At 55.5% G+C, this 17,451-nt stretch carries 14 protein-coding genes and 1 pseudogene; 9 read left to right on the top strand and 6 right to left on the bottom strand.

The genetic code is table 11. The annotated features are described in order from the left end of the window. Positions 1-41: 41 nt before the first annotated feature. Positions 42-1,082 carry a TRAP transporter substrate-binding protein gene (locus tag ACP59X_RS03525; RefSeq protein WP_428565111.1) on the bottom strand — a complete coding sequence of 347 codons (1,041 nt, stop codon included), beginning with the start codon at positions 1,080-1,082 and terminating at the stop codon, positions 42-44. Positions 1,083-1,800: 718 nt separating this feature from the next. Between ACP59X_RS03525 and ACP59X_RS03520 the strand changes: the two genes are divergently transcribed. From ACP59X_RS03520 to ACP59X_RS03500, 5 genes and pseudogenes are all read left to right on the top strand, one after another. Next, positions 1,801-2,511, top strand: coding sequence for a GntR family transcriptional regulator (locus tag ACP59X_RS03520; protein ID WP_428569797.1), 711 nt, complete (start codon positions 1,801-1,803; stop codon positions 2,509-2,511). Between the two features lie 294 nt (positions 2,512-2,805). Next, entirely contained in the window at positions 2,806-3,693 is an 888-nt protein-coding gene (locus ACP59X_RS03515) for a glycyl-radical enzyme activating protein (RefSeq protein ID WP_428565109.1), read from the top strand. A gap of 90 nt (positions 3,694-3,783) precedes the next feature. Further along, complete coding sequence (locus ACP59X_RS03510) at positions 3,784-6,105, top strand: pyruvate formate lyase family protein (protein ID WP_428565107.1); 2,322 nt, start codon at positions 3,784-3,786, stop codon at positions 6,103-6,105. A gap of 149 nt (positions 6,106-6,254) precedes the next feature. Then, positions 6,255-6,632, top strand: a pseudogene (locus ACP59X_RS03505) (transposase); the annotation flags it as partial. Between the two features lie 109 nt (positions 6,633-6,741). Then, positions 6,742-8,052 (top strand): alginate O-acetyltransferase AlgX-related protein, encoded by a 1,311-nt coding sequence (locus tag ACP59X_RS03500; RefSeq protein ID WP_428565105.1) that lies wholly within the window; start codon positions 6,742-6,744, stop codon positions 8,050-8,052. 539 nt (positions 8,053-8,591) lie between these two features. Here ACP59X_RS03500 and ACP59X_RS03495 read toward each other — a convergent pair. After that, on the bottom strand, positions 8,592-9,362 hold the full coding sequence (locus ACP59X_RS03495; protein WP_428565103.1) for a LexA family transcriptional regulator: 771 nt from the start codon (positions 9,360-9,362) through the stop codon (positions 8,592-8,594). Between the two features lie 236 nt (positions 9,363-9,598). Here ACP59X_RS03495 and ACP59X_RS03490 point away from each other — a divergent pair, with 236 nt between their 5' ends. From ACP59X_RS03490 to ACP59X_RS03475, 4 genes are read left to right on the top strand one after another with little or no spacing between them, the layout of a single operon-like run. Beyond that, positions 9,599-10,240 (top strand): hypothetical protein, encoded by a 642-nt coding sequence (locus ACP59X_RS03490; protein ID WP_428565101.1) that lies wholly within the window; start codon positions 9,599-9,601, stop codon positions 10,238-10,240. A gap of 20 nt (positions 10,241-10,260) precedes the next feature. Continuing rightward, positions 10,261-11,391 (top strand): phage major tropism determinant, encoded by a 1,131-nt coding sequence (locus ACP59X_RS03485; RefSeq protein WP_428565099.1) that lies wholly within the window; start codon positions 10,261-10,263, stop codon positions 11,389-11,391. After that, on the top strand, positions 11,273-11,965 hold the full coding sequence (locus ACP59X_RS03480; protein WP_428565097.1) for a DNA-methyltransferase: 693 nt from the start codon (positions 11,273-11,275) through the stop codon (positions 11,963-11,965). The genes ACP59X_RS03485 and ACP59X_RS03480 overlap by 119 nt, the downstream gene beginning before the upstream one ends. A gap of 32 nt (positions 11,966-11,997) precedes the next feature. Continuing rightward, on the top strand, positions 11,998-12,423 hold the full coding sequence (locus tag ACP59X_RS03475) for a hypothetical protein (protein ID WP_428560457.1): 426 nt from the start codon (positions 11,998-12,000) through the stop codon (positions 12,421-12,423). 463 nt (positions 12,424-12,886) lie between these two features. Here ACP59X_RS03475 and ACP59X_RS03470 read toward each other — a convergent pair whose 3' ends face one another. The 4 genes from ACP59X_RS03470 to ACP59X_RS03455 form a co-directional block, all read right to left on the bottom strand. Continuing rightward, complete coding sequence (locus ACP59X_RS03470; RefSeq protein WP_428565095.1) at positions 12,887-14,623, bottom strand: DUF262 domain-containing protein; 1,737 nt, start codon at positions 14,621-14,623, stop codon at positions 12,887-12,889. Between the two features lie 73 nt (positions 14,624-14,696). Continuing rightward, complete coding sequence (locus ACP59X_RS03465; protein ID WP_428565093.1) at positions 14,697-15,818, bottom strand: tyrosine-type recombinase/integrase; 1,122 nt, start codon at positions 15,816-15,818, stop codon at positions 14,697-14,699. 121 nt (positions 15,819-15,939) lie between these two features. Then, complete coding sequence (locus ACP59X_RS03460; RefSeq protein WP_428565091.1) at positions 15,940-16,497, bottom strand: tyrosine-type recombinase/integrase; 558 nt, start codon at positions 16,495-16,497, stop codon at positions 15,940-15,942. Between the two features lie 274 nt (positions 16,498-16,771). Continuing rightward, complete coding sequence (locus tag ACP59X_RS03455; protein WP_428565089.1) at positions 16,772-17,149, bottom strand: hypothetical protein; 378 nt, start codon at positions 17,147-17,149, stop codon at positions 16,772-16,774. Between the last annotated feature and the right edge of the window lie 302 nt (positions 17,150-17,451).

The following is a 17,451-nucleotide window of genomic DNA, read 5'->3' as shown; positions in this document are numbered from 1 at the left end:
GCCCCCCTTAACGGGGGGCTGACTTTCGGTTTGGCAACCGGCTACTTCTTGCATGCGGCGGGCATGCGGGACTCGGGATCGAGGTACTGGAGTTCGGCGTACCACTCCTTCCACTGCGGGTACTTGGCGAACCACTTCTCGTAGACCTTCTCGGAAGCCTGCTTGAACGGCGTGGTATCAGGGTAGGTGATGGTGACGCCGGCGGCCTTGGCCTTGTTGATGGCCTCTTCCTCACGAGCGTACTGCCAGGCGTCGGTCAGCTCAATGGCTTCCTGGGCCACGGAGCGGACCAGCGCCTTCTGGTCGTCGGAGAGCTTGTTCCAGGTCTTGGGGGAGATGAAAAGGATCTTCTGGGTCCACATCTGTTGGAGGATCGCGTAGTTCTTCACTACTTCGCTCATCTTGAAGATATTGTTGCAGTACACACCCATGTCATCGGCTTCCACGAGGCCCGTCTGCAGGGAGGTGTACAGTTCTTCCCAGTCTGTTGGGGTGACGGCGAAGCCGAAGTCCTTGTAGATGTCGACAAACAGGGGGTTCTGCATGCAGCGCAGCTTTGTACCCTTGGCATCTTCGATGGAGTTGATGGGCTTGGTGCTGGCGATGGCGAAGCCGTTGCAATCCGAATAGATGCCCAGCACGATCAGGCCGGTTTTCTTCTCCAGGTCGGCAAGAATCTTCTTGATCACGTCGGACTGGCGGGCGACGTTGTAGTGGGAGTGGTTCTTGAAGAGGTACGGGAGCTGGAGGAACTGGATGTCCTCGTCGTAACCGGCGATGTGGCCGGCCGAGTTCGTGTCCATGTCCACGGTGCCCGACTTGATGAACTCCATGGCTTCGGACTCGCTGTGGGTCAGCGTGCCGGGGTACACGGTCACCTGGAAGGCGCCGTTGGTCTTTTCCTCGATCAACTTCTTGAAGGTCTCTCCGAGAAGCTGGTCCGCGTCGTAAGCGTTGTTCTGATGGGAAAATTTGATCTGGATGGGGTCGGCGGCCCGGACGACGGGCGCGCCAAACGCCATGATCATGGAAAGGGCCGTCAGAAAAAACGCCGTCTGCTTGAACTGCTTTACCATGGACATACGTTGAGCCCTCCTCAATTGTCTAACAGGTTCACGGCAAGGTTACACGTTGCTGTATCCAATGGGGGTGCGGCACCCGCCTTTGACCCAACGTTTCTTTTGCGACGCCCGGTTCGGGACCGGACGCATTTCCGTTCCATCCGGCTTCCGGACGTCCCTGCCCCGCCATGCTAGAATAGGGGGAACTGCGCGTCCTGCCCAAAACACACGGCTTGCCGTCCCATGATAAAACGCCCGAGCGCCCCGTCACCAGGGGAGGGCAATGTTATTATTATGCCCTAACCAAAAGGTTTCCGAGCTTTTCATGGCCTTTACCGATGCTAGTATACCAACTAGTACACCAGACGTCAAGAGCGGTTTTAACAAATCTGTCATTCGTGTTTTTTACAGCTCAAAACGGTGGCGGGCATGACGGTTGTGACCTATCAAAACCCCGGGCCGAGGCGGGATGGGGAGAATTTCGCAACCGCGCCATCGACAGCGCCCTTCGCCGCGCTCTACCTTGCGAACGGGGTCGCGCCGGGACTGCGGACCCATGAAGACCTTGCCGATTCTTCGAAACGGAGATAACAATAATGATATAGGATGAGTGCTGCGGATTGGCCGGGCAAGGCCCCGGGCGGCGACGGAAATTTCCGCCCAATCCGGCAAACCGGGGATTCCGGTTCGATACTCCGCCGCCCTTTCGGCCGCGAGCCGGGGCTGTGCCGCCCCGACCATGCCCATAACCGCTCAAACCACTCGCGAGACCATGAATTCCAAAAAGCAGAAAGTGTATGAAGAGCTGAGATATCAAATTATCACTTCAGGCCTCGCTCCGGGAGAGCCCTTGAAGGATAAGGAGATCATGGAGCAGTACGGCATAGGCAGGACGCCGCTGCGGGACATCTTCCTGCAGCTGCAAAACGAGGGCTTGATCAACCGCGTTCCCCGTTCCGGAACGTGGGTGGCCCCCATGGACTTCAACCAGCTCAGGGAGATCAGCGAAATCCGCATAGGCCTCGAGGGAATGGCGGGCGAACTCGCCGCCAAACGCCTCACCGAGGAAAAAATCCACCAATTGGAACAAATCCTGGAAAAGGTGAAGATCCTCAAAGAAGCCGATGAGCTGGATAACGCCGCGCTGCTGCGCTACGAATTCGACTTTCACGACGTGATCTACGCCTCGATCGGCAACGCCCAGTTGGAAAAGTTGCTGCGCGACTTTCAGGGCGTGGGCGCGCGGTTCTGGCATTCCCTGGTGTTCAGCGACGAGCAGATGCTCAGCCAGATCGACAGTCAACAGGCACTTCTTGACGCCATCAAAAGGCGCGATACCGACGCCTGCCGAACCATCGCATCCAACCACATCCGCGACGTCCTCGTCGTCATCGAACGGCGGCTCGCCCTCTTGATCGGGCAGGGGGCGGCCCGTACTAATCACGGGTAGCCCCCCGGCTTTGCCGGGGGGCACTGACTCCTGCCCCTTCCCGGCGGCCCCCCTCTTCTTTCCGGCGCCGGTTCGCGCCGTCGCCCCCCGTCACGACCCGACACTTCCGCAACCGCCAGACGCCCCTGCCTGTTTTTGCCACAGGCACCGCCGATCCGACCGCTGACCAACAAACCGCGCAGCGACTTTTCCCCAAAACAGCTGGGCAGGCTTGACAACTGATATATCAGCTGGAATATTAGAGGCGATGGGTGATTGACTCGGGGAGGCCAAGGCATGTGCGGCGCTGCATTCGTGAGCAATATTCAAAGATTTTCCCTGGACGACGGCCCGGGCATCCGGACGACCGTGTTCCTGAAGGGCTGCAATCTGCGCTGTGCCTGGTGCCATAATCCCGAAAGCCTGGGCTTTTCCCCCGTGCTCCAGTTCTTCCCGGCCGTTTGCGGGGGGTGCGGAAAATGCGTGAAAGCCTGCCCCCAGGGCGCCCACCGCATCCTGGACGGTGGGCATGTCTTCGACCGCGACCTGTGCGAGGCCTGCGGCAAATGCGCCTCGGCCTGCCGGACGGGCGCGTTGAAGCTGGTCGGCGAGAAGACCGCCCCGGAAGCCCTGGTCCGCGAGCTGCTCAAGGACCGGCATTATTTCGCCTCTTCCGGCGGCGGCGTGACCTTTTCCGGCGGGGAGCCCGCGCTTAAGCCCGACTACGTCATCGAAGTCGCCAAGCGGTGCCGGGCGGAAAATATCCCTGTCGCCCTCGACACGGCCGGCAACGTCCCCTTTGCAAACTTTGCGGCCCTCCTGCCGCATATCGACCTTTTTCTCTACGACGTGAAATGCTTCGATCCCGCGCTGCACATGCGCTGGACCCGGGTGGACAACCGGCTGATCCTGGAAAACCTGCGCGCCCTGGACAGGGCGGGAGCCGCCTACATCATCCGCGTCCCGGTCATTGCCCGGTTCAATGCGGACCTGGGCGAGCAGGAGCGCATCGCGCGGTTCCTCGCCAGCCTGCAAAACCCCGGGCTGATCCAACTGCCCCCCTACCATGCCTACGGCGTGGGCAAGTACGAGGCCCTAGGCTTCGACTACGCAGTGGACGGGCTCGCTGCGCCCAGCGCCGCATTCATGGAGGAGGCGCTCCTGCGCTACAGACAATTGGGATTGAATGCGGAAATCGCATGAGGCGACCAACATCTTCATACAAAGATAGTTCTTGCCTCGTACGGACAACGTAAAAGGAAGGACATGACCATGGCTGCTCAGAAGCTTGAAATGAGTGATCGCGTAAAGGTGATACTGAACCATCGCCACGACTACTACGATCGGTCGCAGATCCCGACCAGGCGGCCATTCTACGAAGCCGCCTTCGAGCAATTCGCCGGAGAAGGCCGCAACATACAGATCGCCATGGGGTTCAAGCGGTTTTTGGCCGAAAAGAAAATCCTGATCTGCGAGCACGACATCCTGGCCGGCTTCGCCTACCGCTACACCTACAAGCCGTCCTTCCCCTTCGATCTCCCCGACGACTACGACCCGCTCTACCGTCCCCCGGCGGGCATCGACACCTTCCAGGAAGCCGAAGACGCCATCGTCGCCAACGGCTTTGCCGACGACTCCTCGCAGGCCGAGGAAATGCGCACCTTCGCCAAGTGCGTTTCCAAATGGTTCTACAAACACTGGGAGACCGGCCACATCATCCCGGGCTACGAGATGCTGATCAACACGGGCTTCGGCGGGCTCGCCGATCAGGCCCGGCGGCGGCTCGCCGAGACGGACGAGAGCCGCGAACCGGCGCTCAGGGCCATGCTCGTCTGCCTGGAGGCCGCTTCCGGCTACATCCTGCGCTATGCGGATTTCGCCAAGGGCCTGGCCGAAAAGACGGAAGACCCGGCCTACAAGGCCCATTTGGTCAAGATGGAGGATTGCCTGCGCCATATCGCCCACGGCCCGGCGCGGACATTCCTCGAGGCCGTGCAACTGATCTGGCTGGCCCACGAGATGCTCTACGCCGAGAACTTCCCGGCGTCCCTCTCCTTCGGGCGCATGGACCAGTACCTCTACCCCTTCTACATAAACGACCTGAAGTCGGGCGAGCTGACCGAAGCCGGAGCCGCCGACATCCTCGACGCGCTCTGGATCAAGTTCGGCATCACCCTGCACGGCTATCAGAACATTACCATCGGCGGCCTGAACGAGCGGGGCGAATACGCTTCCAACGAACTGACCATCATGATGTTGCGGTCGAGCCGCAAGACACTGTTCGACCAGCCTCTGCTTTGCCTGCGCTATCACGAGTCCATGCCCGACGACGTCTGGCGGGAGAGCGTGGAACTCCTGCGCACAGGCATCGGCCTGCCCGCCATCTTCATCGACGAATTCTGCATCCGGGCGAAAAAACGCATGGGCCACTCCCCGGAAGACGCGGCCAACTACGCCCTGGTGGGCTGCGTCGAAATGGCCTGCCCCGGCAAGGAATACGCCAAGACCGAGGCCCTGCGCATCAACACCGGCAAGATCCTGGAGATCATGTTCTTCAACGGCAAGAGCAACTGCCTGGGATCCACGGGCATCATCGGCAACGCCGTCGACCAGAGCCTCAAGCTGACCGACGACAGCGGCGAGGACTACGTCTATCCCCTGTTCACCGGATACCGCATCGACGCCATCGACGACTTCCGGGCCATGCTCGACTGGTACAAGGAGGAGCTCAAGGCCCACCTCGCGTACGCCATGACGTCCATCAACCGGCTGGATTCCGCGCTCCCCCTATGCTACCCTACGCCGTTTCTTTCCGTGCTCATCGAGGGCTGCATCGGGAGCGGCAAAGACGTCACGGCGGGCGGCGCCAAATACAACAACTCCGGCGTCAACCTCTGCGGCCTGCCCAATGTGGCCGACTCCCTGGCCGCCGTCCAGAAGCTGGTCTTCGAGGACAAGCGCTACACCCTCCGGGACTTCCAGGACGCCATGAAGGCGGACTATGTGGGCTACGAGGACATGCTGGACGCCATCGCGCACGACTGCCCCAAGTTCGGCAACGACTTGGGCGCCGTGGACGACATCATGGCCGAACTCGTGGCCGCGGCGGAAAGCGTGGTGGACGGCTTCGGGAACCCGCGCGGCGGCCATTGGCAGATGGGCCTGTACTCCGTCGAGGACCACGTGAAGATGGGCATCAACACCGGCGCGCTCCCGGACGGCAAACGCAAGGGCGAGGCCCTGGCCAGCGCCGTCTCCCCGGTGCAGGGCAAGGACGTTCACGGCCCCACCGCCGCCGTCAACTCCCTGCTCAAGACGGACCTCTCCGCGGCGACCAACGGCATGGTCCTGGACATCAAATTCAGCCCGTCCTTCTTCGACAAGACCAGCCATCACCAGGCCCTGCGCATGCTGATCCAGGCCTACGCCCAGCAGGGGGGCGGCGAAATCCAGTTCAACGTGGTGGATCGCGAGACCCTGCTGGACGCCCAGGTCCACCCCGAGCGGCATAAGGACCTCGTGGTCCGCGTCTCGGGCTTTAGCGCCTACTTCACGAGCCTTATCCGCGAGACCCAGGATGAAATCATCAAACGCACCGAGCACGCCCGCGTATAACCAATCAAACCACTCACCGCGGGACGCCGGAGGGTAGAGTCCACAGAGGTGGTAAAAACTGGAGTCGTCCAGGCCGGAGGGGGAGACCTCCAGCCTGGACGGGATGGGCGAGGTGGCCATCGAGCCGATTGGCTGTAAGGTGAAGTTGCGAATGGCCCTATTTGTGGCTGGACGCGACCTACCTCAAGCAGCACGAAGGCGGCCGGGTGGTCAGCGTCGCCGCCATAATCGCCGTGGCGGCGAACACCGAAGGCCGCCGGGAAATCGTGGGCCTGCACATCAGCCCAAGCGAAGCCGAGCCGTTCTGGCCATTCTTCCTCAAAGACCTTCTTCGTCGGGGACTCACTGGCGTGAAGCTGGTCGTCTCCAACGCCCATGAAGGCCTCAAGGCCGCCATCGCCAAGACGTTCGGGGCCACGTGGCAGCGTTGCCGAGTCCACGGGATGCGAAACGCCCTGGCGAGAGCCCCCAAGGCCCAGCACGCCATGGTCTCGGCCGCCCTGCGCCAGGCCTTTTTGCAGCCAGAGGGGGAAGTTCGTGGGCGGGGCTGAAAGTGATCCTTCGGGCAGATGGCGTATGCTGCGGGGCGGAGCAGGGAGAGTGAAACCTTGGCAGATCCCGGCGCGACATAGCGATATGGCTAGCAACAACATGTCGTGCAACAAACAGATCGCCGAGAACTCTGTGCGGTCCCAATCCTGTATCAGGACCGGCTTTTGCCGGATAAAGGGAACCGCCACACGCAAGAAATGCCTACATCTTCTGGCAGGCGTGGTACTGTTCGCGGGCCTGGGCGAAATCACCTGCAGGCTTACTGAACGTATCTATGACCTGATTCGCATCAATCCCACAGGCGACATTGTCAATCTGTCGGCACTCAACTACAACGACACCACCGTTTCCCGGCGCAGAACGCCGGGGGAATTCCGCATTCTCGAGTTCGGCGACTCGTTCGTCTATAGCACGGTCAAGATCAGTTTTACGCCCTCAAGCGTCGCTGCTAATCTGCTTGGGAAGGCGGGCGCGCCGACCCGGGTGGTCAATCTCGGCGAGCCGGGGACTTCGTTTTTCCAGTACCGTCAGGCCTTGGAACATTGGGCCGGGCGCATCGAGTCCGATGCCGTGGTGGTGGGCATATTTCTCGGCAACGATTGCGTCGATGTTGCCCGGCATCTCGTGCCAGACGATTTGTCGATCAATGGCTATTTACGGGAAAATTTTGTTGAAATCTCCACTGGACGTAAACGACTAGCCGATGCGCGTCACAGATATGGTTTGCGGCTGCTCGATTTTGCCGCCGACGCTCTCGACATCATGACTACCGGGCAATACGTCTCCGCCAACATCCCTGAACCGCATTCAGGTCTTTACGGCCAGTTGCCGGAAGAGCGGTTCATGGAGCAGACCCGTCTTTTGGCCGTGGCCGGAGAGCCAGCCCACAGCGCCGAGTTGGCCCGGGGCTGGCAGGCTCTGGCCGATACCGGACGAGAACTCGCCCGGGTTAGCCGGAAGCGCGGGATACGGGTTGCAGTGGTGCTGTCACCGGCCGAGGTGGCGGTCAATGCCCGGCTGTGGCGCAAGGCCGCATTGCAAGCAGGTATCGATCCGCAGTCATTTGATCCGACCCTACCCGGACGCATGGCCGAGGAGATCCTGTCCAAGGTGGCCCCGGATGTAGCGGTACTTGATCTGACGCCGATTTTTGTCTGCGCCGCCGCCCGGGGAGACACATTATATCCGCCCCGGGAAATCCATTGGAACGAGGCCGGCAACCGGCTTGCCGGCAAGGCAATAGCGCGTTTCGTGGGCCGGGCTTGGCTTGACCTGCCGCAGGATTTTCTGGCCGAGTCTGATCCCTGCCTGGACGCTATGCCGCTGCCGGCCGGTCGGGCCAATATGACGACCTGTCTAGTGGATGCCGGGCTGCTTGCAGCGCCCCGCCCTTAACTCAGGGTCAGCGCGGCCACGATATTGAACCATGATGTGCACAGCGCTGAGACTCCACCGTCCCGAACATCGCCTCCATCAGCCTGTCGGCGTCGGCCTACCGAGAGTATGCTCCGACCCCCTGACATTTGGACATTGGGTCGCCCCGGATAACCATCCCCCTGGAATCTGTGGGTTGACGAATGATTTGAAACTTATTTCGCGGGATTTGAGACAAATCCTTGGGGGAGGCGGATCGGAGGCGAAGCGAACAAGGCGTTGATACATAAAAAAGTCCGTATGTTGAAAGTGACACCTGGGGGCACCTTATTAAAAGCCCTGATGAAGGCCAAGATCAGGGTGGTGTGCCCTGACACTTAGTTTTGAAGGGGGAGCGATCCGGGATATGCCGGGAGGAGGTGGGATATGATGGGACGGGAAGGCCCGGGCCGGGCGGTTTTACGGGGTGTCAAGCGTCGTCGGGGGCCTGTGAAGCGAGACAGGGCCGACGACGCTTAGTTTTGGTCAAACGTCGCGATGACGACGGATAGTTTTGAAGGTCAACGCACGTACTCACGGCAGCTCCAGACGACGCGGCCGATGATCCGCACCGTTTCGGCCAGGTCGCCGGACATATCCACTTCAATCGGCGCGTAACGCTCGTTCCGGCTGCGGAAACTGAGCTTGCCCGGCAAGGCGTCGACATATTTCACAAGCACTGCCGAATCAATTCCCACCGCAAAGAGCCCGCCGGCCAGTATTTCGTTCTGGCTTTCATCGATCAACACAGTGTCTCCATTCCATATTTCCGGCTCCATGCTGTCTCCTAGGACGTCCATGAGGACCATTTTCTTTGGGCGACCTTTGCGCCGCAAGAAGTCCGTCTTGAACGCATAATAACCGATCACTTCCCCTTCCGTTTCCAGGCTCCCAGTCCCGGCCGCCAACCTTGCCTTGACCTTGGGTATCAGGCTGTAACCCATGCTGGGCGCGGCTTCCGGGCTCATCCATTGGGGTTCGCCCTCCGGGATGGGGTTGGCGTTTTGCGCTCCCACGGGCGCAATTTGGGTGTTGCCGCGCTGCATCGGCCCTGTCCCATAAAAAAGCCAGTCCGCAGAAACAGAAAATCCTTTGGATATCTTGGCGATCCATACCGGAGGGATCTGGAGGGTTCTCTTTGCCGCTGAAACAGCTCCTTGTTTAATTCCAAGGGCTTTCGCCAAATCTGTGTCAGTAGTTGTTCTCGTGGCCTGTTTAAGCCTACCGAGAACGTCTAGAAATTCTGCGGTTGCAGCTTTTTCGTCGAAAGGTGCAAGCGAAGCTGCAAGCATCGTAGTTTTCCCTTTTTTCATATTGGCCAATTAAAACAGTTAGATACTAGTTTAGCTAGGCATGTGCTAAAAAAATTAAGCTGCAAGCAAAATTTCTATTGACCAGCACTAGCTAAGCCTTTAATCCTTGCCTTGCGAGGGATACGGAAATCCCGGGAGCCTCATGTCTAGCAGGGGTGGGGGTTAAGGACAATGTCCGGCCCACCGGAAAAATCGGATCGAGGGTTACGGATTTGATGACCACCGCCAGACGCCTCAGCCTGCTGGACCTGCCCAGCCTCAACATGGACGCGGACATCGCGGCGTCCATGAGCCGGATCGTCGAGGCGTCGGGCCTGTCGCGGGCCGAGGCCGTGGACCGGCTCAACGAGGCGGCCAGGCGCTACGGCGTGCGGCTGTGCGGCGGAAACGCCGAGGCCCTGACCCTGGCCACCCTCGAAAAGTGGCTCAATCCCAACGAATCCAAGAACGTGCCGAGCACCAGGGCCTTGAACGTCTTCTGCCACGCCTTCGGATCGCCGGAGCCCCTCGACCTGCTGGCCCGGTCGCACGGCCAGGGCTGGCGGGTCGTCGGCGAGTCCATTTCAATTCATGTCGCCAATGCGCAGGGAGATACGGTCTACGAAACAAGTATCAACTTGCTGACCGAGTCCGTGCAAAACTGGGAGGAATATTTTTACGCCGCCCGCCTGTGGTCGGACGTCTGTTGGGTGGATTTCCCAATAATGGCCCGGGCCGTCGTGACGATCACGATATCCGGCGAGTCGCCGGCCTGTGGCAACTGCATCGTCGGCGAGGTTGTCTGGCTCGGGGAACCGGACAGTGTTTTACAATTATACGTATGGATCGCTGTATCCCGAACTCCATGTAACCTATAAGGCCTAGCGGAGGAGGCTATATGACTGTCGCATCGCAATTGATTCTTGTCCCCGGCGACGCCCCGGCCAGTGCACCGGCAGGCATGCGGGTGCTGTATCTGGACGGGCAAGGCGCGTTGTGCTCCATGGCGCCGGACGGGACGATCCACAAGCCCCGCGAGCCCGAGGACAACGCGTATTACTTGCTCCCGGTCCTGGGGTTTTACGACCCGACCAACGGCGAGCCCGAGTTGCCGGGCGCCCCGGACCGGTACATCGCCTCGGTCACGGCCAACGGCTGGACGGCGGGCCGCATCTACCAATTCGCGCCGCCTCTTGGTCCGTGGGTGGAGACCATCCCGGTCACCGGGGCGCTTGCCGTCATCGGAGACGTCCCATACCAATACGACGGCACAACGTGGGAGCAGGTGGCCTACTATGCCGCCGCGCCGGGGGCGTACCATCGGAGCGCCGCGTGGACCGTCGGCGCAGCGCACACCGAACTCGATGCACCAGTGATATATCTTCGGCTTAACGAGCGCGGGTATCGCATCGGCGCGTATGTGTCGATCTCCCTCAACGAGGCCGAGGCATGGTGCGCCGCCGATATTGATGTGTACGGCGATTTCACTAACCCGTTGTTACGGGCCGGCAAGGACTTTTACCTGTATGCGATTGAGTCGGCAAGCGGAGCGTCAATATTGGTCTCGCCACGATCGACGTATCCGACGGGCTACACCGAGGCTACTTCACGCAAGATAGGCGGGTTTCACTGCCTCTGCACCGACGTCGGCGTCATCTCCGGCCATCCGCTTTCCGGCTACGTGGCCGGCGACATCCTGCCGGCCAGCGTCTGGGACCTCAAGCACCGTCCCGTCTGCGCCCCCGAGGGCATGGTGTATGTCGCGGGCATCAACCGCTGGGTGGATATCTACCTGGCATCGGTCTCCGGCGGCAAGTTGGTCAGCGTCAACGGCGGCGCCATCGCCGACGGGGCAACGCCATCGTCCACACGGCGGCGACGTTCAAGCAGCTCACCACCGAGATCACGCTGTGGACCGACGTTCTGTACCGCACCTGCACGCGGGCGCCCTCTTGACCGACCCGCCCTATTCGAGCGGCGGGTTGCATGCCGGGGCGAGGCGGGTCGAGCCGGCCCAAAAATACCTTGATGCAGCGGCCAAACGCTCCTATCCGCCAATGCTCGGTGATATCAAGGACCAGCGGTCCTTTGTGATGTGGGCTACGCTGTGGTTATCCGAGTGCTGGCGGCTGGCCAAGCCGGGCGCGCCGGTCATGGTCTTTTCCGACTGGCGTCAACTTCCAGTCGTCACGGACGCGGTCCAGGCGGCCGGATTCGAGTGGCGGGGCATTGTCGTCTGGCACAAGCCGTCGGCTCGCCCGATGCTTGGGTCGTTTCGCCGGGACTGCGAGTTTGTGGTCCATGCGGTCAAATCCCCGTCCCGGACGTTTACTCGGCGCTGCTTCCCGGGTGTCTACCGCCACCCGGTAAACCCGGCTGCAAAGGTCCACCTGACGAGTAAGCCTATCAAGCTGTTGGTAGACCTCCTGGCCATCACACCCGAGGGGGGTGCGATCCTTGACCCGTTCCTGGGTGGCGGCACAACGGCCCTTGCCTGTATCGAGACTGGCCGGCGGTTCGTCGGCGTGGAGCTATCCACTGAATACTATCGGCTAGCCGGAGAGCGGATCAAAGCCGAGGAACTTGCCCGGACGCGGTCATAATGGCACGGTGGGCAAAGGACAGGAGGGCACCAATGAGCGTTGACCTGATCGCGGCAAAGCTGGCGCGTATGCAGTTGATGGATGTGGACGGTGAGGGTGTGTCCGTGGCCATGGTCGGCCCGATGCTCTACGTGAGTGATGGGTCATCCGGGTTCTACACGGACCCCAAGGCCGCCTGGCGGGGCATCAAGGCGATGGACAAGTGTTCGCCGGATGAGTTTTGGGACCGTGCCTGGTTGGATGCCCCGTCCTATGATTCTCTGGCCGAGGTGTGGGATTCGCTGGACACCCCCCAATTCGACGCCGCCGATCGTCCCCCACGGTCCCCGGAGTTCCTCCCCGTGGGGCGTTTGCGCAAGTTCGGCCCCCGGGAATATTTGCTCCAAACCGACACCGGCGACTACGGCGTCGTCGACGAAAAACAGGTGGCAAAATGGCGGCTGACGCCGCTGGATTAAAACCGCCCCGGCAGGGTCGGGTGAGCTTCAAAACTATGCGTCGTTGTATACAAAACTAAACGTCGCCCTACAGGTGGGCCACAGCACGCGTCCAAGGGGATAACTTTTGGCCCACGAAATGGCCCACAGAAAATTTTCAACAGAAAAAGGGGTCACGATTTTCACCGTAACCCCTTGAAATCTCTGGTCGGGATGAGAGGATTTGAACCTCCGACCCCCTGAACCCCATGCCTGGCAATTCTTTTAACCATTTGAAATCAAAAGAAAAATACTTTGGATGTTGGCTAAACAGCCAACACATCGCCAACGGTTGTCCTGAAGCAAATTAGACACTGCCAACGTATCGCCAACGCAACTAACGCTAGACAGCCAACAAACAATCATAAACATTTGGAACTGATTTTGAGCATAAGCTACAATATAACGTAATCTATTGAATTTATAAATACAATAAAACACAACCCTACTTCAGTAATTTTTCAAATGCAGCAACAAGCAGCTTTTCACGTTGCTCAATAAATTCTGGGAAGTTTTTAAGTGAAAGATCTACATCTGGTATGAAATGAGTATTCATATATTCTTTTCGATCATTTTTGTCAGGAAATTCATCCTCAAGCCACTTGCGAAAGTCTTTTGCAGATTTTTCTTGATTCGGAATACCCTTAAGAAGCTGTAGGTTTCCTATCCTATTGAAATTCTCCATATATGTATCAATATCATCTACCCGAATCCCAGCCTTTCTAAGTCGCGTTACTGTAAAGAATTTTCTTGGAAAAATATGATCCTGATGGAATTTATTGCTAAAATCTAGAGAACTGTAAATCAACGCAAGCACTGAATATGTATACGGCTGACCATACTCATAATACAAAAGATTCTCAAGATCGTCAGCATCGAATGCAATTGATTTATGAATCTTTTTCAACTGACTTGATATTTGCTGAAAGGGGAATCCTTTAGAAGTATCTGCCATTGAATCTCGAATTGACCTCAATACATTATCCTGCTGACCACTAAAAATTCTCTTCAAAAGAGCAACGGCAAGCCATTTAAAAATCAGCTTTCTATCGGTCCTATACAAACTCGAGTCCACGAACTTTGCAGGATTGCCAATCTTATTGAGGTAGTAAGCAATAGGTATCACGGCATTATTTGAAGTCAAAGTCTCCCTGTTATACCCCAGACTAGACATAAGAACTACAGCCAAACTAATTGAATCTGAAATCGACTCCCACCGGGATTCAATTTTTTTCATGTTGCTTTGGTTAAAGTTGTCAGCCTTAAATGCAATCTCCTTGAAATCTGAAATAACAAGACAAGATTTTAGAACAAAATCTTTATTAAAGTTGAACCCCATTCCAATAGAGTTAAGACTATCAACGAGGTCAGTTATTTCTTCCCTGGCATCTTTTTCGCTCCATCGCGTGGAGGCAATAGAAAGCAATAAATCAGAATAGCTTAACTGAGTGCCCCCGCTATTAACTCGTATGAATATATTCAGCACCTTATCAAGGCTCTCTCCTTTTTCAAGAAAAAAATTAATTACCTTGCTTTTGTTTATCACTTCGTGCAACTTATACAGTGCCTTACTTGCGAATTTGTATTTATCTTTGTTCGATGTATCAACATTCTCGATCACGTACTCATGAACTTCATGTGGTTCTTTAAAGTTCAGAACATCACCAACAACATACCATACTTTCCCATCTTTGTTTTCACAGCGCTCACTCTCAGTTAAAAATTTAAACTCATATTCGAGGTCCATTTCTTTTGAAGGAGAAGACATGTTCAAGCAAAGTTTTCTTGGAGGAAATGCGTCCTTATTATCCCATCTTTTTCTCGGAAGTTTATATGCATACGTACCCTTCAAAGCAATGTACAGGGAAGTTAGCCTTTGTTGCCCGTCGAGAATAGCAATTATATCTGACTCACCGTTTGTATTTGCCTTAGCATTGTGTCTATTATCGCGCTCATGATAGTCTCTTACAAATTCATAAAATTGATAATTGCTTTTGTTTTGAGAATTCACCTCCCAAAACAAAAAAGTGCTTATGGGATAGTCTCGCATAATTGAATCAAACAACCTTTCTATCTGTTCAGGCCTCCAAACAAATTCGCGTTGAATAGCGGGGAGAAGATACGTTTTCTTGTGTATGCTTTCGATCGCATCCTTAATAGTAGCAGGTTCAACGAATGGCATTGTCTTTTCCTCCAAAATAAATTTCTTAAAAAATGCCAGGAGTCGATATAAAATCTTCCTCCTGGCCTTAGTATCAAATGATGGGCAACAACGAAATTGCCCGTTCCTTCTCACCTTGAAGATACTGATAATAAGTATCTGCTGTCATAGTGACTTTCGAGTGTCCCATTAACTTCGATACCGCAGCCAAGTCAGCGCCCCGACTCAGCATAGTCGTGGCAAAGAGATGTCGAAGGTCATACATCCTTGTTGGAACTTTGATTCCGGCCCTTACGCAGGCAGCCTGATAAGCCTTGTTCATTCGTGTAACTGGCTTCCCAAGATACTCAATAACGAAACCAGACTTTGACTGCGCCTGCATTACCTTCAACTTCTTGGCAAAGACAGGAGAAATTGGTATCACCCTAGTTGTTTGCGTTTTGGAAGCATACACACGGATGGCAGGGGCCGTCCAGTCGATTTGATCATAACGAATCGAGAAAAGTTCAGATTTGCCTGGCCTTAGGCCAAGGTTAAAGCAGACTTCTATAGCCCATTGGACGTGTTTATCTGCGTGCTCCATGATCTTCTTCAGATCATCCACGCCGATCTGGACTTCACGCGGCCGCTCTTTTGTTTTTTTTCTACCTTTCATCGGGTTAGTCTTCGTCAGCCCCATCTCCATACCAAAATTGAAGATTGCATTCAAATAATCCGTATACCTGTTCACTGTTGTCTTTGACCTTTTCCGGCCAGTCCTATCGCTGACCTCCTGGAAGTGACGGATAAATTGCAGCATGTCATGGGCATAACTCATCGAATCTACAACCTTATTCCCCAATACTGGGATAAACTGCCTTTTAACATGAAGCTCTATGCTACGAATATGACTATCCGACCTACCGGATGCCTTGAGGTGGTCAATATATCTGTCCGTTAAATCCAGAAGTTTCATGCCTTCGGCAAGGTTTTGCGCTGTCGCTAAGATCGGATGTGGAGCGATTGACTGGGGCTGGGTAGATGATTGGCTGGCAGTCGGTGACGGCAAGGCTCTTGCCAGGGGATCAGCCATCACCTGCTTTTGCCCCTTCATTGCTTCGTCAAAAGCTACAGCCTGGTTATAACCTTCTTGTCCTCGGCCAAATGATTTATCCCGTCTTTTTCCTTCATGCCTAAAGTACACCATCCATCGACCGTCACGTTCATAAACGCCCACAATAGTCCTCCAAGTTAACAACTTAGTGTCTTAAATTGAATCCTATCTCTGCCGTCTTTCCCAAGGCAAAGGTCTTGCTCAAAATTGAAAAGGGGCATTACGCCCCTTTTTAACATAGAAATCAGATGGTATTCATCAATATTTCTTCGACCTCCTCCTCTTGTACTCCAAGATACCTTCGAGTAATCGAAGGACTGGAGTGGTTTAAACGTTTCGCCAAAACCTCCCATGAAACACCAAACGTCTTCCGCTGGTGATAGGTCCATGTTTTTCGAAGCGAATGAGCACCATAGTTTCCTTTAAGGTTGATGGCCTCAGTCCACTTCTTCATGTACTTCGTAACAGCGTACGTTGTGAGAGGATAATTTCGCCCCTTCCTGCTTTTAAACAGGAAATGGTCGTCATCATCCTTTACGGTCGCCAAATAGCCGTCGAGAGCAGCTTTCGTCTCTTTGTTTAGAATGATAACATTTTCCTTACCGGTCTTCTTCTCTCGCAAGGTAATGCGTTCACCGATCTTCACGTCTTTAACATCGCCTATTTTCAAGGCGAGCAAGTCTTGGACTCGAAGACCTGAATTGACACCCATGACAAAAAGCAATTTGTCGCGGGGAGCATCAGAAAGAATCTTCTTGATGCTCTTCACACTTTTCAGATCGATGATTGGTTCTACCTTCATCTTTCCCTCCAATTCCCTTTTTCCGTTCAGGGAGTTGAAAATCGTGCATACAAATCAGCCCCTCAAGGAAGCCCTCCAAGAGACCCTGCGATAGCCGCATAAATTTCTTTCAGAAATCCATTTCAAAATCTCCAATGTACGTTTATAGATAAAAACGTACTTTCCTTATAAATGTTATTTCTGTATAACTTTAGACAAACAAACAGAATCTTGCGCGTATTCTTAAAAAAATAGCCATGCCCCTCGGCATGACTATGTTGAAGTTCAAAACCATCTAGACCTTCGTCAAAATGATCTTTTCGTCTTCGACCAAGACAGAGAATTCATCGCCGTCGTTCACGACCAGACCTTGAAGATCAATACTTTTCAGATAGATCTTCAATTCCATCTTGTTGTTCACCTTGGGCCGCCGCGAGTTCTTGAGGTAAAGCCCCTTGACCTCGTAATAGGTCTTGTCATCGCTCATCAGCTTCAAGACGTATTGCTTCAAGGTCTGACGATGCTTGACATCCATCTTGGCCATGATCTCCGAGGCAGTCATGCCGCCGATGATACATTCACGAAGAAGCGAAGGATTGTACTTCGATTCAATCTTCTTCTTGTCGGAACCTTCCTGAACATCCATAGACGCGCTATCGTTCTTCTTGCTCATACAAGCTCCTTTTTATGTTTGATTGATAATTTCTGTATTTCGGCGAAGATTCTTCAAAATAACTTGTAACTTGATTACATTTGCTTGATCTTGCGCCGAATCTACTTGATCTCCCAGGGGCCAAAACGTGAATTGGCCCCAGGATCAAATTTCCGGGGCTTTCGGTCACGGGGGAGGGGCAACTATGGGTCAAGTCCAAAACGCCTCAGGACGGGGCGTATATAAGGGCAGTTTTGAAGTGGCCGGGGGGCTGAACTGGGCCAGCAGCAAACGAGGTGTTGGTCAGCTCACTTGCTGAAACG

This window comes from Solidesulfovibrio sp. DCME (assembly GCF_049995385.1).
In the GTDB taxonomy this organism is placed as follows: domain Bacteria; phylum Desulfobacterota; class Desulfovibrionia; order Desulfovibrionales; family Desulfovibrionaceae; genus Solidesulfovibrio.
The sequence above is the reverse complement of the archived record's forward strand: the minus strand, read 5'-3'. Positions and strand labels throughout refer to the sequence as shown.

What these genes read in the sequence shown, in the direction of transcription:
- ACP59X_RS03525 (WP_428565111.1), bottom strand. Translation starts at nt 1,082, where the DNA reads ATGTCCATGGTAAAGCAGTTCAAGCAGACGGCGTTTTTTCTGACGGCC.
- ACP59X_RS03520 (WP_428569797.1), top strand. Translation starts at nt 1,801, where the DNA reads ATGCCCATAACCGCTCAAACCACTCGCGAGACCATGAATTCCAAAAAG.
- ACP59X_RS03510 (WP_428565107.1), top strand. Translation starts at nt 3,784, where the DNA reads ATGAGTGATCGCGTAAAGGTGATACTGAACCATCGCCACGACTACTAC.
- ACP59X_RS03500 (WP_428565105.1), top strand. Translation starts at nt 6,742, where the DNA reads ATGGCTAGCAACAACATGTCGTGCAACAAACAGATCGCCGAGAACTCT.
- ACP59X_RS03495 (WP_428565103.1), bottom strand. Translation starts at nt 9,362, where the DNA reads ATGCTTGCAGCTTCGCTTGCACCTTTCGACGAAAAAGCTGCAACCGCA.
- ACP59X_RS03490 (WP_428565101.1), top strand. Translation starts at nt 9,599, where the DNA reads ATGACCACCGCCAGACGCCTCAGCCTGCTGGACCTGCCCAGCCTCAAC.
- ACP59X_RS03485 (WP_428565099.1), top strand. Translation starts at nt 10,261, where the DNA reads ATGACTGTCGCATCGCAATTGATTCTTGTCCCCGGCGACGCCCCGGCC.
- ACP59X_RS03475 (WP_428560457.1), top strand. Translation starts at nt 11,998, where the DNA reads ATGAGCGTTGACCTGATCGCGGCAAAGCTGGCGCGTATGCAGTTGATG.
- ACP59X_RS03470 (WP_428565095.1), bottom strand. Translation starts at nt 14,623, where the DNA reads ATGCCATTCGTTGAACCTGCTACTATTAAGGATGCGATCGAAAGCATA.
- ACP59X_RS03460 (WP_428565091.1), bottom strand. Translation starts at nt 16,497, where the DNA reads ATGAAGGTAGAACCAATCATCGATCTGAAAAGTGTGAAGAGCATCAAG.
- ACP59X_RS03455 (WP_428565089.1), bottom strand. Translation starts at nt 17,149, where the DNA reads ATGAGCAAGAAGAACGATAGCGCGTCTATGGATGTTCAGGAAGGTTCC.